The organism is Hymenobacter ginkgonis (genome assembly GCF_009755225.1).
GTDB lineage: Bacteria > Bacteroidota > Bacteroidia > Cytophagales > Hymenobacteraceae > Hymenobacter > Hymenobacter ginkgonis.
On record NZ_WQKZ01000002.1, the window covers coordinates 178,114 to 193,794 of the forward strand.

Below are 15,681 nucleotides of genomic sequence, written 5' to 3' on the forward strand. Positions count from 1 at the left end.
TGCCGCGAAGCTAAGGCCGGACATTGAAATCCACAACTTCTTCATTCTAAAACCCTAGCCGGCCGATGACTAGCCCCAACACTAGCAGCCCGTAGCCTAAGCAAATTGCTGCTTCCATCAAGTTGCCACTTTTGGTACCGGTGCTGAGCAACGGTATTTTAAAACTGAAATCTATTACTGGAAAAATCCAGCGCACACCCGACTTTGTAAGCGTATCTGCCAGAATATGAGACACATAGCCACCACCCGCATAGAGGGCTACTCCATGCCACCCCAGGCTACGGTTGGCCAGGTAGCCAATGTAGGCCCAAAACGCCGTGGCCCAAATTGTATGCGTCCAAGAACGGTGCGAGGTAAAAGGAGCTAGCGAAATAAACGTTCCGAGCAAGCTTAGCCACAAAAATTGGGCATACAAACCAGCCAGCACCGTGCCGAGCCCAGTAAATAAAAGTGCCAGTTTGCGGGCCGAGCCGCCTTGCAACCCTACCCCTAGCAGCCCGAAGGCGAGCGCCGCGATGTACGTCAGCCGTTGGTCGGGGCCAGGCTTGAGTTGAAGGTAGCCATAGGCGGCCAGCCCCAAGGCCGCCGCGCCAAAAGCCCAGCGCACGTAACCGTGCACAAACCCTAGGCGTTGGCTGAGGCGGCTTTCGGGGTGGTCGAGGTCGGGGGCGAGGGCGGAGAAGCCGGCCAGCGCAATACCAGGTAGGGAGAAGGGAATGCCGGGCACGAGGCCCGCAATGGCCACGCCCGTAATGAGGCCGATAGCCAGGTGAGCAGAACCGCGCAAGTACTTATATAATAAAGGTATTTATAGAATATGGAGGCGGCCAGTGTAGTGCCGCAACTGGTCGTTGTGGTCGAGCGAGCGATTCAGAAAAGGCACAAAGCCCCGCGCAATACTCGCCACAATGCGTTGGTCGCTTGTGCGCCTCTCTCTCCCTCACAGGTTTAATTTCAGTTTTCTTCCCCTGTCGTGCGACATCTTAAACGACCCACGCTGCCACCGCTAGTCTTACGCTCCGAGCCTATTTCGTGCATTTTAAGGAGGAATTCGGACACTACTTCGGGCAAATTGCGGTTAGGAATAGGAGGCATTACTAGTAATTTTAGTCCAAGATACGGCAAAACCTATGGGCCGCCGTAGCAGTACTAGCCTTGTTGCCCGGCCGGAGATGCCTCTGGCCGGGCTGGCTGTTTTTTAGTTGACCGTTAGCAATATCCTGTGCAAGTAGCTGATTTTCTTCGCTTATATCGTCTCGACGCTGAGCTGCAAACCTTGAGCGCCCGCCTGCACGGCGCAGCTAAACCCGCTGAACCTCAGCGCCCAGCCGACGATGCGGCGCGGGGCGTCGAATTGCGCTTGCAACTGCGGGGCCTGGTAGGCTCGCAGGATGCAGTGGTGGTCGCGGCCACGGCGCACCATGCGCATCCCAACGTGTTTGTGCTGCACGACAAGGAGGAGGCGGCGCTGTTTCTGGCTGACCTGCGACACTTGCTGCCTGACGGGCCGGAGGCGCTACTATTTCCAAGCTCTTACAAGCGGCCCTACGAGTTTGATGAGACGGAAAATGCCAACGTGCTGATGCGCGCGGAGGTGCTTAACCAGCTCAACGCCAGCCGGCAGGCTAGCGTGGCAGCGCTGGGCACGGCGCCACTCATCGTAACTTACCCCGAGGCGCTGAGCGAGAAGGTTATCAACCGCCAAAGCTTGGTGCAGAACACCTTCACGGCTAAAGTAGGGGATAAGCTGGACGTCAATTTCTTGGGGGAGTTGCTGGCGCAATACGACTTTGAAAAGTCGGATTTTGTGTACGAAGCGGGGCAATATGCCGTGCGTGGCGGCATTGTGGACGTGTTCAGCTACGCCAACGAGCTGCCCTACCGCCTCGAACTATTTGGGGATGAGATAGAAAGCATTCGGACGTTTAACCCCGAAACGCAATTATCGGTGGAGCCGCGCACCAGCGTCAGCATTATTCCGAACGTGCAAACCAAGCTCTTGCAGGAGCGCCGCGAGTCGTTTTTAGAGTTCCTACCCCGCACCAGTTGCCTGTGGGTGAAAGACTTGCGCCAGACGCTGGACGTAGTAACCGACCTGTTTGAGAAGGCAGAAAGCAACTTTAAGCGGCTGCTGGACGAAGCTAGCGGCATGCAGATTGTGTCGAAGCCTGCCGACCTTTTTGAGGGGGGTAAGAGCCTGAAGAAATGCCTGGATGAGTACGCGATAGTAGAATTTGGCAAGCGGTTTTACTTCAAGAATTCGCAGGAGTTTCAGTTTACGGCCAAGCCACAGCCGAGCTTCAACAAGGATTTTGAGCGCCTGCTGAAGAACATTCGCGAGAACAAAACCCGAGATTATACCACTATCATCGCGGCCGACTCGGTGCGGCAGGCCGACCGGCTGCGCACGATTTTCGACGAGTTGGACCCGAATGTGCAGTTTCAGCACTTGCTGATAGCGCTGCGCGAAGGCTTCATTGATGAGCAGTTGGGCTTGGCCGTTTACACTGACCATCAGCTATTTGAGCGCTACTACCGGGCGCAGGAAACGCGCAAGTTCTCGAAGAAAAAGGCCTTGACCTTGCGCGAGCTCAAGACCTTGCAGCCCGGTGACTATGTGACGCACCAAGACTACGGCATTGCGCGCTTTGCGGGGCTGACGCAGGTAGAAATAAATGGGCATGTGCAGGAGGCTATCCGGCTGGTGTACCGCGACGACGACGTGCTGACGGTAAGCATTCACGCGCTGCACAAAATTGCTAAATACAGTGGCGCGGAAGGCACGCCGCCGACCATGAGCAAGCTGGGCTCGCAGGAGTGGGAAAACAAGAAGAAATCGGTTAAGAAAAAGGTCAAGGATATTGCGGCCGACCTTATCCGGCTGTATGCCAAGCGGAAGTCGGCACCCGGCTTTGCGTTTTCGCGCGATGGCTTTATGCAGGCCGAGTTGGAATCGAGCTTTATTTACGAGGACACGCCCGACCAAGCCAAGGCCACGGAAGACGTGAAAAACGACATGCAGCAGCCCCACCCGATGGACCGCCTCGTGTGCGGCGATGTGGGCTTCGGCAAGACGGAAATAGCCATTCGGGCGGCGTTTAAGGCGGCGGCTGATGGCAAGCAAGTAGCTGTGCTTGTGCCCACTACCATCTTGGCGATGCAGCACTACAAGACGTTTCGGGACCGGCTCGCCAACCTGCCGGTGACGGTGGAGTACATCAACCGTTTTAAGTCGCCGAAGCAAATAAAGGAAACGATGGAGCGCGTGGCGGCGGGCAAAACTGATATCCTTATCGGCACGCACGCGCTGACCAATAAGAAGTTGCAATTCAAGGATTTGGGCCTGCTTATTATTGACGAAGAGCAGAAATTTGGTGTAAAAACCAAGGACAAGCTCAAAGAAATAAAGGTGAATGTGGATACGCTCACGCTCTCGGCCACGCCGATACCGCGCACCCTGCACTTTTCGCTCATGGGCGCGCGCGACTTGTCGGTAATCGCTACCCCCCCGCCCAACCGCCAGCCGGTGCAAACGGAGCTGCACGTATTCGACGAAATCATTGTGCGCGATGCGATTGCACGGGAGTTGAAGCGTGGCGGGCAGGCATTCTTCGTGCACAACCGCGTGAGCGACATCGAAGAAATGGCAGCTATGATTCTGCGCCTTGTACCGAACGCCCGCGTGACGTTTGCCCACGGCCAGATGGACGGTGATTCGCTCGAAAAGCGCATGATGAAGTTTGTGGAAGGTGAGTACGACGTGCTGGTTTCGACCAACATTATCGAAAGCGGGCTGGACATTCCGAACGCGAACACCATCATTATTAACCGCGCGCACCTTACCGGCCTGAGCGACTTGCACCAAATGCGGGGCCGCGTGGGCCGCTCGAACCGCAAGGCGTATTGCTACCTGCTGACGCCGCCGGTGGCCAACCTGCCCTCGGACGCCCGCAAGCGCCTGAACACGCTGGAGGAGTTTTCGGATTTGGGCGCGGGCTTCAACGTGGCCATGCGCGACCTCGACATTCGGGGGGCGGGCAACTTGCTCGGCGGTGAGCAGTCAGGCTTCATCAACGACCTGGGCTACGAGGCTTACCACCAAGTACTTGATGAAGCGGTGCAGGAGTTGAAGGAAACCGAGTTTCGCGACCTGTTTCTGGGTGAAGGCACGGCCGGCACCAGCCAGCAGCGTTTGCAGCAGGCCGCGGGCGCGCTCAACGGCGGCCCGCGCGACTGCCAGATTGAGACCGACTTGCCGGTGCTCATCCCGGATACGTACGTGAATAACGTATCGGAGCGTTTGCAGCTCTATGCCAAGCTCGACCGCGCTCAGAAGCCCGAGGAGTTGGCCAAGCTAGTAGGCAGCATCACCGACCGCTTTGGGCCGCTGCCCGAGCAGGTGCAGCTGCTGGTGGATATTGTGAAGCTGCGCTGGCAGGCTGGCCGCTTGGGCTTCGAGCGCCTCACGCTGAAGCGCGAAACCATGCGCGCTTACCTGCCCGCTGGCGCCGGGCACGAGGCGTATTTCCAGGGCGAGCAGTTTGGGCGGGTCCTAAACTTTGTACAAACCCACCCACGCACGGCTCGCATGAAAGACCAGAAGGACAAGCTTCAAGTGACCTTCGACGGGATTAAGGGGGTAGGGATGGCCCAGCGCTTACTCATTGAGCTGGGTGCGGAGGAAGCCGTGCCGGCGTAGGTTTTAGATGGTAATCGAGCATACAAAAGGCTCATTACCAGCAGCACAACTTGCTGCTGGTAATGAGCCTTCCTTCTCTAAAACGTGCGCTAATTAGCGCTGTTTGGGCGCTACGTAAACTTGGCCGGTGCCGCGGCTAGGGTCACCGGCCAGGCTAATGCCTTCGGCGGTTATTTGGAAGTTGCCGCCGCCATCGGCGGTGTAGAACACGAATTCCGTTTGGCCGCTGGCGTCGGTGCTCATGGCGGGGTCCCAGTAAAGCGTGAGGCGGCGCGCATCCATGGTGGGCGCGTTCATGACGGGCGCGCCGTAGCGGGGCTGGTAAAACTCCTGGGCGCGGTAAAAGCCAGGCAGCCGCACCGTCACGATGCCGTTTTCGACAGTGAAGGGGCTGGCGGGCTCCTTATAGTTGCGGTCGGCGCGCTTGGTATAAATGGCAATCACGCCGCCGCTACTGCCAAAGATGGCCGCCTCTGCTCCTTTAAACACCTCCACCGACTCGACATCATTGGAAGGGATGTTATTAATCATGTCGATATCGGTGCGCACGCCATCGAGGATAAACTGCGGCGAGCCACTACCCCGAATCTGCGCACTCACGTTGGGCGGCGAGCCACTGATGGTAAGGCCCGCTACGCGCCCTTGCAGCAGCGTCAGAATAGGAATACCCGACTGCGCAGAAGGCATGGTGGTGAAATCAACCACGGTATTGGCCACCACGCCGGGGTAGAGGCGGCGCGGGTCGTCGGGCGGCACCAGGGCACGCTTAGCCGTCACGGCCACGTTGGACAGCTCAATATTCCGGATATCGCCCTCGGGCCGGTTTTGGCGCTCCTGCACCTGCTGCTGGCGGCTGCGGCGCACGTAGTCGGCAATGGCAGGCGCCGTGATGGGCGACGGCAGGGGGGGTAGGGAGGGCCCTAGGGAGGGCGGCCCAAAGTCGGGGCGGATAATCACGTTGCTACCCCCCGCTGCCCGCCGGGCCTGCAAGGTTATCACAGACGTATCGTTCTCTGGAAAGCCAATAAAGCGGAAGCGGCCGTCGGTGCCGGTAGTGGCCGTGGCCACGCTGCGTTGCGGCCGGGTTTGAATGAATGTGAGCTGGCTATTCGGAATGGGGCGCTGGCCCATGCCCGTTACCGTGCCGCCGAGGGTTAGGCTTTGCTCGCGGGGGTAGGCCAAGCCGGCCACTTGGCCGCTCAGCACATCCTTCCACACGTAGCGGCGCCAGCCCTGGGTAAGCAGCAGGTTGTCGAGGGCGCGGGTAGTTTCGGGCGTTTGGGTTTGGAAATAATAGCCCGGGCCTTCTACGTAGCCAGCCAGGTCCGACGTCAGCAGCAGGTTGGAGGCGATGTTGCCCGCGTCGGGGTCGAGCGCCGCCGCGCCCGCCTCGGCCACCGACACCGAGAAGCGCGTGGCCACCGGCTGCCCGGCGGCGTTGGTCACGCGCACTTTCACGTGCACCGGGTCGTGGGGCGCGTAGGCCGCTCTGTCGGGGGTAAGGGCCAATTGGAGCGCGGCCGGGCCATTGAGCACAAATGCCAGGCGCTCGGCCTGGGGCGTATTCTGCGCATCAAACAGCGTAAAGTGCACGATGCCGCTGGGGTAGCGCGCCTTGGCCACGCGCCACGTCACGGGCGCGCCATCGTCGGTGAGGGGCCGCGGTATCAGGCCAATGAGGAAGCCGCGCACCTCGGTGAGCAGCATGGCTGGGCCGGGCACCGGGGCGCCGGGCGTGCCGCGGTAGCGGGCCTCCACCACGAAGTTTTCGCCCGCGTCGAGCACGCGCAGCGCGTAGCCGGTGGCTTGCACGGCGGGCAGGGGGTAGTCGGCGCTGCTGCCATCGGGCAGGCGCAGGCGGGCGTGGTAGCGCTGGCCGGCAGCCGGCACAAAGCTTAGGCGGCCCATGCCCGCGTGCTGGCTGGTGAAGGCCGCGCCCACCGGTTTGTTTTGCTCATCTAGCAATTGGCCGCTCACACTGGCGCCCCGGCCACTGGCCGCCACGGCCTTAAACCCCACGGTGGCCGGCGCCCCGGCCAGCAGCGAGCCGCCTTCGGGGAAAAACTGCACATCGACCTTGGCGGCGGCCGCCACGGCGCGGCTAGATGGGCTGAGCGGCGTAAGCGGCGCTTTACTGGCCGCGTCGGACTGGTTGGGGGCGGCGGGCCACACCTGCACCTGGCGCTGGTAGAGGTAGTCGGGCGGGCCCACGTTGCGCATCCAGTTGGTGTAGGCGCGCAGCAGGTAGGTGCCGGCACGCAGCGTATCGTCGAGGGCGATATCACCAGCGGCGCGGCCGCCCACCAGCTTCAGGGTGCGGCGCACCACCACGCGGCGCTGGGGCGAGAGCAACTCCACGTGCAGCACCTTGCTCAGGGTATCGGGCCGGTGCAGCTGGGCATCGACCACGTAGGCGCTAAACCACATGGTTTCGCCAGTGCCGTAGGCGGGGCGGTCGAGGTGGAGGTAGGCTTTTTCCTGGAGCGTGGTGGCGTAAAAAGCGCTCAGCTTCTGCGCGATAACCTGGATGGGGTTATCATCGGCCGGCAGCCGGAAGGCCGCCAGCGCCAGCAAGCCCGCCACGGCCAACATCCTTAACCGCCTACCCCTCAAATTATTTGTCATAGTAAACTAGTAAACCGTAATAGCTATGCTTATCCAGCACACCGGGCCGCCCGCCCGCAAGCGTACGCCGAGCCGGGTGGCGAAAGTATGAAGCGCAAGCGGTTAGCGAGTCAGCTGGGCTAGTTGAAAAACCCTACCAAAAACAAAAGAACGTCCTGCTGAGCTTGCCGAAGCATCTTGTCCGCTTCATTCAACGAGGCGGTATAGAGGCTTCGGCAAGCTCAGCAGGACGTTCTTTATCTATACTTAACTACTACCCCAAGCGCTTAGTCGCAGCCTTCGGGGCCACAGGCGGGGCCATCGGCCAGCACGGTGGGCTGCGTTTTGGGGTGGGCCTCGGCCCACACGGTGCCGAGCACTTCGGCAAATACTTCGCTGGGCTGGGCGCCCGACACGGCGTATTTATCATCAAACACGAAGAAGGGCACGCCGCGCACCTGAATTTGCTGGGCCTCGTACTCGTCGCGGCGCACCTCGTCGGCGTAGGTGCTGGCCAGCAGCGCGTGGCGAGCCTCATCGGCGCTGAGGCCAATTTCGGCGGCCAGCTTGGCCAGCGTATCAATCTCGCCAATGTTCTGGCCTTCGAGGTAGTAGGCGGCGAAGAGGCGCTCCTTCATGGCGCCTTGCTGGCCGTGGTGCGCCGCAAAGTGGATAAGCTGGTGCGCCAAGAAAGTATTGGCCGGAATGGTTTTGTCGAAGTTGTAGTCCAGGCCTACCTCCTTGGCTACTTGCGTCATGTAATCGCTCATGCGGCGGCCTTCGGCCTCCGGCACACCTTTCTTCTTGGCCAGCGAAGCGTGGATGCTCTCGCCGGGAATGGGCTGGAAGTCGGGCGTTAGCTCGAAGCTTTTCCACTCGATTTGCACGTCGTCGCGGTGGGCAAACTCGCCCAGCGCTTGCTCAAACTTGCGCTTGCCGACGTAGCAGAACGGGCACACCACATCAGACCAAATTTCAACTTTCATAAGAATAGAAGCTAAGGAAAATTAACGAGAAACACGAAGCTAGCAAGCCGCCAAAATGTTTGGGCCCGTGGCCGTTCAACACGGCCCTCCCCCCCGCGGTTCAGCCCAGGTGGGCGCAACCTTCGGGCGGGGGGCGGGGTAAGTACCGACAGCATTTTGCTTTTAAAAAGTTACGTACCTCATGGAATATCAAAAATTAGGTAGCTCCGACGTCAGCGTCTCGCGCATCACGTTTGGCAGCTGGGCGGCCGGCGGCTGGATGTGGGGCGGCACCGAGCAAAACGACGCCGTGGGCGCCATCCACGCCAGCTACGACCTGGGCGTGACGAGCATCGACACGGCGCCCGTGTATGGCATGGGCCTGAGCGAGCAGATTGTGGGCGAAGCCATCAAGAGCCTACCCCGCGACAAAGTGCAGGTGCTCACGAAGTTTGGCATGCGCTGGGATTTGGCCAAGGGCGACTTCGCCATGAAAACCAAGGACAACGAGGGCCAGGATATCGACGTGTACAAGTATGCCGGCCGCGACAGCATCATCAAGGAGTGCGAGGACAGCCTGCGGCGCCTGGGCACCGACTATATTGACCTCTACCAGCAGCACTGGCCCGACGTGACTACCCGCATCGACGAGACGATGGAGGCCGTGCAGCGCCTCATCGAGCAGGGTAAGGTGCGCGCCGCGGGCGTTAGCAACTACTCAGTGGCCCAGATGGAGGAAGCGGAAAAAACGCTGAACCTGGCTTCTAACCAGTTGCCGTACAGCATGTTGCGCCGCGACATTGAGAAGAATGTGGTGCCCTACTGCCAGCAGCACGGCAAAGGCATCTTGGTATATAGCCCCTTGCAGCTGGGCCTGCTAACCGGCAAAATGAAGCCCGGCCAGCACTTCGACGCCAGCGACTTGCGCAGCACCAACCGCTTGTTTAAGCCCGAGGCGGTGCAGAAAGTCAACGACTTTCTGAATAAAATCCGCCCGCTGGCCGAAACCAAAAACGTGACCCTCGGCCAGCTTGTGTTGCGCTGGACGCTGGCGCAGCCCGGCATTACGGTGGCGCTGGTGGGCGCCCGCAACCCCAACCAAGCTACCCAAAACGCCAAAACGATGGATATGCAGCTGTCGTTCGAGGAAGTTGATTTTATCAATAAGCAGCTGGCCGGCTTGCAGTTGGGGTAGCAAATGCTACGCCACCTAAAGAACGTCATGCTGAGCTTGTCGAAGCAGTTCGCTCGCGCCGTTGGGTTACTAATCCGACGAGGCAAGCGAGATGCTTCGACAAGCTCAGCATGACGTTCTGTTTAGCCGTTTCCTCCCCCCCTACTTTTGCGCCATGGCCCTACCCTACCGCCGCCTCGTCGTCAAAATCGGTTCCAACGTCCTCACCCAAGCCAACGGCTTGCCCGATGAGGACCGCATGGCCCAACTAGTGGCCCAGATAGTAGGCCTCAAAAACCAGGGCCGCGAGGTCATTTTGGTATCGTCGGGCGCGGTGGCGGCGGGGCGCAGCCTCATCACCCTACCCCCCAAAGCCGACGCCGTGCGCAGCCGCCAGTTGCTGGCCGCCGTGGGCCAAGTGAAGCTGCTGAGTCTCTATGCCGCGCTGCTGGCGCCGCACGGCCTGCTGGGCGCGCAGGTGCTGGTAACGAAGGAGGATTTCCGCGACCGCCAGCACTACCTGAACATGAAAAACTGCTTTCAGGAATTGCTTCAGCAAAACGTCATTCCCATTGTGAATGAGAACGATGTGATTTCGGTAACGGAGCTGATGTTTACCGACAACGACGAGCTGGCGGGCTTGGTAGCGAGCATGCTTAATGCCGATGCGCTGCTGATATTGAGCAACGTGGACGGCATTTTCGACGGCGACCCGGCGCGGCCGGGCGCGCAGGTGATTCGCCAGATTGCGCCGCACGATACGGGTTTTGCCGAGTTTATTCTGGCCACGCGCTCGCAGTTTGGGCGCGGCGGCATGCTCACTAAGTGCTCGATTGCGCACAAGGTGGCGCGGCTGGGCATTAGCGTGCACATTGCCAATGGCAAGACGCCCAATATTTTGCCTAATATCTTGAATGAAAGCGCTATTAGCACGTGGTTTCAGCCCAGCAAAAAGGCATCGGGCACTAAGAAATGGCTGGCCCACGCCCAAACTGCCCAAGCCACGGTGCACGTGAATGCCGGCGCCCGCGCGGCGCTACTGGCCGCCGGCCAGGCCACTAGCCTGTTGCCGGTGGGGGTAGTAAAAATTGAGGGAGAGTTTCAAAAAGGCGACCTCGTGCGCCTCGCCGACGAAACCGGCCAACCGCTGGGCCTGGGCTTGGCCGAATACAGCTCGGATAAAGCCCGCGAGCGCCTGGGCCAGCACGGCCAGCGCCCGCTGGTGCACTACGATTACTTATTTCTGAACCTCGATACTTAGCAGCGCTACAGCTAGCTTCGCCTTGGCCAGCAGGTTTAAGCTGCTAAGCCAGCGAGCCGCCTGGCAGCCAGTGGGGCGGCGGTGGATTACGGCACTGGCGGCGTTCTTTGCAAGGCCGTTGCCTCGTTACGCCATGACCGACTATTCCGCTTTTTTTGTGGCTGCCCAGCAGGCCAGCCGCGCGCTGGCCCAAGTGCCGCCTGCCACTACCGATGCCCTGCTGCGCGACCTCGCTGATGCGTTGCTCGCGCACGCCGACTTTGTGCTCAGCCAAAACGAGCAGGACCTGGCCCGCATGCCCGCCACCGACCCGCGCCACGACCGCCTACGCCTCACGCCCGAGCGCCTGGCCGCCATGGCTCAGGACTTGCGCAACGTGGCGGCCCTACCCTCCCCGCTGGGCGCCACCCTCAGCGACCAGACCTTGCTCAACGGCTTGCACCTGAGTAAGGTGCGCGTGCCACTGGGCGTGGTGGGCATCATCTACGAGGCGCGGCCCAACGTGACGTTCGACAGCTTGGCGCTGTGCCTGAAAACCGGCAACGCCTGCCTGCTGAAGGGCGGCTCCGACGCGGCAGCTTCCAACGCGGCGCTTATTGAGGTGGCGGGGCCGGTGCTGCTGCGCCACGGCCTGCCGCTGGCCGCGGCTACCCTCCTACCCCCCGACCGCGCCGCCACCGAGGCCCTGCTGCGGGCCGTGGGCCTGGTCGATGTCGTGATTCCGCGGGGCAGCCAGGGGCTGATTGACTATGTGCGAAAGAACGCGCGGGTGCCCGTTATCGAAACCGGGGCCGGCGTGGTGCACACGTATTTCGACGAAACCGGCGACCTGGCCAAGGGCGCCGCCATCGTGGCCAACGCCAAAACCCGCCGCGTGAGCGTGTGCAATTCGCTTGATTGCCTGCTGATTAATGAGCAACGCCTGGCTGACTTGCCGGCGTTGCTGGCTCCGCTGGCCGCGGCCGGTGTGCAGCTGTATGCCGATGCGCCGGCCCACGCGGCACTGGCCGGCGCCTACCCCCCCAGTTTGCTGGCAGCAGCCACCGAGGCACACTTTGGCACCGAGTTTCTAGCCCTGACACTGGCCGTCAAGACCGTGCCCAATTTGGGAGCGGCCCTCGACCACATTGCCCGCCACGGCTCGCGGCACAGCGAGGCCATTGTGTCGGAGGATGCGGCGCACATCACGACCTTTTTGCAGGTGGTGGATGCGGCCGCGGTCTACGCCAACGCCTCTACGGCCTTCACCGACGGGGCGCAGTTTGGGCTGGGCGCCGAAATCGGTATCAGCACCCAGAAGCTGCACGCCCGCGGCCCCATGGGCCTCGAAGAACTGACCAGCTACAAGTGGCTGGTGCGCGGCGATGGGCAGGTGCGGCCGGGGTAGGCCGCCGTTCCATCGAAGCAACTCCTTGCAATCCAACGGTATCCTGCTGGCATGAGACTCCTCTTTACCCTCATTTTACTGCTGCTGACGCCGGCTGCTTTTGCCCAAACCAAGCTCAACTTGTCGCTCAAGCGGGAGCTGGACAGTATGTATGTGCAGGACCAGCAATACCGCGTGTTGCTCGTGGGGTTGGACCCGCGCAAGGATGATTCGCTGGCTGCTGCCCTGCACTTGCCAAAAGGCCAGCTATTTAGCTACATCTACACCAACCTCAGCCGCGTCGATTCGTTGAATTTGCGCCGCGTGGAAGCTATTATTCAGCGCTACGGCTACCCCGGCAAGTCGCTGGTAGGCACTCCGGCCAACGAAACGGTGTGGAACGTAATTCAGCACTCAGCCAAAATTCCGCAGTACCTGCCCTTGGTAAAAGCCGCCGCCGAAAACAGCGAACTGCCCTACCGCCTGTATGCCCAAATGCTGGACCGCCAGCTCAAAAACGAAGGCCAGGAGCAGGTATACGGCACGCAGGGCGCCTCTTTCAACGTGCTAAACACCGCCACCGGCCAGCCAGAAATGATAAGCTTCATTTGGCCGGTGAAGGATGCCGCCCACGTGAATGAGCGCCGCCGCAAAGTTGGTTTTCCGACTACTGTTGAGGCGAGCGCCGCCATACTGGGCATTCCGTACAAGTCGGTGAGCTTGGCCTACGCAATGGCAGTAAAAAAGCGCTCAGACGCTTATTTCAAGCAGCGCCTGCACCAGTAGCGCTCCTCATCAGATGGCCCTACCCCCCATTCCACCCCTCAGCTTTCGCGCCGTATTAGAGGCCGGTGGCCCCAGCTTTATGCCCACGCAAATACTAACAGTGCCCAACGAGGTGTGGCAGGCGCTGGGCGGCAAGGCTACTAAGCGTGTCATCGCTACCCTGCAAGGCCACGCCGAGCGCCTGGGCCTATTGCCACAGGCCGGCGGTGGGCGCTACCTCCTGCTGCGCAAGGAGCTGTGCCAGCGGCTAGGGCTGGCCATCGGCCAGGAAATAGCGGTGATGCTTGCGCCCGACCCCAACCCCGACTTTGTCGATTTGCCCAACGAACTAGCCGAGGCGCTCGCTGCCTGGCCCGAGGCCGAAACAACCTTCTTGGCCCAGAGCGGGGCTATGCGCCGGGCCATCGCCCGCAAAGTAGCCGATGCCAAGCGCCCCGAAACCCGCGCCCGCTACGCCGTAGAGCTAGCCGAGCGGCTGGCGCGGGGCGCGCACCCGTTTCGGGCCAGCTTATAGGTTGTTCCAAGTCACGATGTTGACTACCTGGCCGGGGCCAGTAACCGTAAACTTACATTCTTGGAAGGTGGGCGCCGCCAGGCGGGGCTTAATGTTGTTGGGGAAGGCAAAGGGCTCGGTAGGGATACCCAGGAAGTTTTTGTCGAGTTTGTCGTTGTTATTCGTGTCCTGCGACAGCGCCACGGCCCATTCGCCGGGCGCCAAGTCCACGGGCAGCGCTATGTCATTTTTGCCTTCGGGCCGCACTTCGAGGTGCAAGGCGTGCTGGCCGCTTTTCAGGAACGTCTCGGGGTCGTTGTAAAAATTCAATTTTACCACCGACTGCGTCGAGGCCAGGTCCGCTATCAGCAAGGTTACTTTTTGGGTAGCTACGGCGGGTGCCGGGCTAGGTGCGGGCACGGTAGCTCCGAGCGTGAGGCTGCCGAGGAGCAGGGCGGCTAGTGGCAAAGCGTTCATAGTGGGGCTGATAAGGAGCGGCAGATTGGGTAGTCAACTCCGTGCCCGTTGTAAATCGTTCCGACCGGGTGGCAACTAGTCGCCAGCTTATTTACGTTTACCTTGCCTACTCCCACCCCTCGCTCCTACAAATAATGCAAGCCTACTTTCAAGCTTTTCAGCGCATTGCGGAGGCCGGCACCTATCACGAGCTGGCCGCCCTACCCCTGCCAAAGCCCGACTTTTTTAACTGGACCGCCGACATCCTAGAGGGCTTGCACGTAGCCACTCACCCCAACAAGCCGGCCCTGGTGCTGGCCGACGATGCGGGCCGCGTGCAGCTAACCTACGCCGAGCTGGCCGCCCGCGCCAACCGCCTGCTCAACTACTGGCGGCAGCAGGGGGTAGGGCCCCAAGCCGCCGTGCTGCTGATGGTGCCCATGTGCGCTGAGCTTTGGGATACCTACGTGGCGGGTATTAAGGGCGGGCAGGTACTTATACCAGCCGCCAGTATTCTCAGTGTGAAGGATTTGGAGTATCGCTTTGGCCGCCTGCTGCCCGCAGTAGTGATTGCCGACGACGAGAACGCCGCTAAAATCGACGCTGCCGAGCAGGCGCTGGGCCAGCGCATTGGCCTCAAGATGCTGGTGGGTGGCCCGGCCGCCAGCCGGCCCGGCTGGGTAGGCTTCGGGGCTACGGCCGCGCTGCCAGCGCAGGCCACGGCGGCCCGTACCCGGCCCGACGACCCGCTGTTCTTGTTCTTTACCTCGGGCACTACGGGTATGCCGAAGGTGGTGACGCACACGCACTTTTCTTACCCCGTGGGGCACCTCAGTACGGCCGCTTGGATTGGCATTCGGCCCACGGACCGGCACTGCAACATCTCGCAGTCGGGCTGGGCTAAGTTTGCCTGGAGCAGCTTTTTTGCGCCGCTCAGCGTGGGCGCCACGTTGGTGGTGTACCAAGGCGGTGGGCGGTTTGCGGCCCCGCCACTACTAGCGGCGCTAGCCCGCGAGCGCGTGAGCACATTTTGCGCGCCGCCCACAGTGCTGCGGCTGCTGATTTTGGAGGACTTGGCAGCCTACCAATTTAGCTTTCGCGAATGCGTGAGTGCCGGCGAACCGCTTAACCCGGAAGTGATTCAGGCGTGGCAGCGGGGCACAGGCCTCTTGCTGCGCGACGGCTATGGGCAAACCGAAAGCACAGCCATGATTTATAACCTGCCCGGCAGCGAAGTGCGCCTGGGCAGCATGGGCCGGCCGTCGTTTATGTACGATATCGAAATTGCTGACGACGAAGGCGTTATTCAGCCCGACCTAGCCGAAGGCCACATCACCGTGCGCACCGATACGGGCCGGGCCACCGGTATTTTCAAGGAGTATTTTGGCGAGCCCGAGCGGCGGGCCAGCGTGTTCCGCCACGGCCGGTACTACACCGGTGACAAGGCCTACCGCGACGCCGACGGCTACCTCTGGTTCGTGGGCCGCGACGACGACGTCATAAAATCGAGCGATTACCGCGTGGGGCCATTTGAGGTCGAGAGCGCCTTGCTCGAACACCCGGCCGTGGTAGAAGCCGCCGTGGTAGGCGTGCCGCACCCCATCAAAGGCCACGAAATCAAGGCTTTTGTAATTTTGACACCCGGCACGGCGCCTACCCCCGCGCTGGCTCGGGAGCTGTTTGCATTTAGCCGCGAGCACCTGGCGCCCTACAAAATGCCGCGCATCCTAGAGTTTGTGGCCGAGCTGCCCAAGACTATTAGCGGCAAGATTCGGCGCGTTGAGTTGCGGGCGCGCGGGATGCAGCCAAATTTTGAGGAGGGCGCTAACTGCGAATTCCTTTACGGAGCTTGATTATTGAGCGCAAAAAAAAGCAAT

General features: G+C 61.0%; 11 protein-coding genes. 7 read left to right on the forward strand and 4 right to left on the reverse strand.

Annotated features, from left to right (window positions below):
- Nucleotides 1-46: 46 nt before the first annotated feature.
- Nucleotides 47-787 carry a metal-dependent hydrolase gene (locus GO988_RS06565; protein ID WP_157563303.1) on the reverse strand — a complete coding sequence of 247 codons (741 nt, stop codon included), beginning with the start codon at nucleotides 785-787 and terminating at the stop codon, nucleotides 47-49.
- Nucleotides 788-1,222: 435 nt separating this feature from the next.
- On the opposite strand from GO988_RS06565, the gene mfd reads away from it, so the two are divergent.
- A complete protein-coding gene (gene mfd, locus GO988_RS06570; RefSeq protein ID WP_317164808.1) occupies nucleotides 1,223-4,699 on the forward strand; it encodes a transcription-repair coupling factor in 3,477 nt (1,158 codons plus the stop codon).
- 93 nt (nucleotides 4,700-4,792) lie between these two features.
- On the opposite strand, the gene GO988_RS06575 is transcribed toward mfd, so the two are convergent.
- Together GO988_RS06575 and GO988_RS06580 are read right to left on the reverse strand one after the other, a co-directional pair.
- Nucleotides 4,793-7,324: a TonB-dependent receptor plug domain-containing protein gene (locus GO988_RS06575; RefSeq protein WP_157563306.1), complete on the reverse strand. Its 2,532-nt coding sequence runs from the start codon at nucleotides 7,322-7,324 to the stop codon at nucleotides 4,793-4,795.
- A 266-nt stretch (nucleotides 7,325-7,590) separates the two neighbouring features.
- Nucleotides 7,591-8,289 carry a DsbA family oxidoreductase gene (locus GO988_RS06580; protein ID WP_157563309.1) on the reverse strand — a complete coding sequence of 233 codons (699 nt, stop codon included), beginning with the start codon at nucleotides 8,287-8,289 and terminating at the stop codon, nucleotides 7,591-7,593.
- Nucleotides 8,290-8,470: 181 nt separating this feature from the next.
- Here GO988_RS06580 and GO988_RS06585 point away from each other — a divergent pair, with 181 nt between their 5' ends.
- The 5 genes from GO988_RS06585 to GO988_RS06605 all read left to right on the forward strand — a co-directional run bounded on the left by GO988_RS06585 (nucleotide 8,471) and on the right by GO988_RS06605 (nucleotide 13,369).
- Nucleotides 8,471-9,463 (forward strand): aldo/keto reductase, encoded by a 993-nt coding sequence (locus GO988_RS06585; RefSeq protein ID WP_157563313.1) that lies wholly within the window; start codon nucleotides 8,471-8,473, stop codon nucleotides 9,461-9,463.
- 154 nt (nucleotides 9,464-9,617) lie between these two features.
- Nucleotides 9,618-10,703: a glutamate 5-kinase gene (gene proB / locus GO988_RS06590; RefSeq protein WP_157563316.1), complete on the forward strand. Its 1,086-nt coding sequence runs from the start codon at nucleotides 9,618-9,620 to the stop codon at nucleotides 10,701-10,703.
- A 133-nt stretch (nucleotides 10,704-10,836) separates the two neighbouring features.
- On the forward strand, nucleotides 10,837-12,090 hold the full coding sequence (locus tag GO988_RS06595) for a glutamate-5-semialdehyde dehydrogenase (protein ID WP_157563318.1): 1,254 nt from the start codon (nucleotides 10,837-10,839) through the stop codon (nucleotides 12,088-12,090).
- Between the two features lie 51 nt (nucleotides 12,091-12,141).
- A complete protein-coding gene (locus tag GO988_RS06600) occupies nucleotides 12,142-12,855 on the forward strand; it encodes a DUF6624 domain-containing protein (RefSeq protein WP_157563321.1) in 714 nt (237 codons plus the stop codon).
- A 13-nt stretch (nucleotides 12,856-12,868) separates the two neighbouring features.
- Nucleotides 12,869-13,369 carry a YdeI/OmpD-associated family protein gene (locus GO988_RS06605; protein ID WP_157563324.1) on the forward strand — a complete coding sequence of 167 codons (501 nt, stop codon included), beginning with the start codon at nucleotides 12,869-12,871 and terminating at the stop codon, nucleotides 13,367-13,369.
- Here the strand turns inward: GO988_RS06605 and GO988_RS06610 are convergent.
- The gene (locus GO988_RS06610; protein WP_157563328.1) at nucleotides 13,364-13,825 is read right to left on the reverse strand and encodes a DUF2141 domain-containing protein; all 462 of its coding nucleotides are present in this window, start codon (nucleotides 13,823-13,825) and stop codon (nucleotides 13,364-13,366) included. The two genes, GO988_RS06605 and GO988_RS06610, sit on opposite strands and share 6 nt — an antisense overlap.
- A 134-nt stretch (nucleotides 13,826-13,959) precedes the next feature.
- On the opposite strand from GO988_RS06610, the gene GO988_RS06615 reads away from it, so the two are divergent.
- Nucleotides 13,960-15,657, forward strand: coding sequence for an acyl-CoA synthetase (locus GO988_RS06615; protein WP_157563331.1), 1,698 nt, complete (start codon nucleotides 13,960-13,962; stop codon nucleotides 15,655-15,657).
- Nucleotides 15,658-15,681 lie beyond the last annotated feature (24 nt).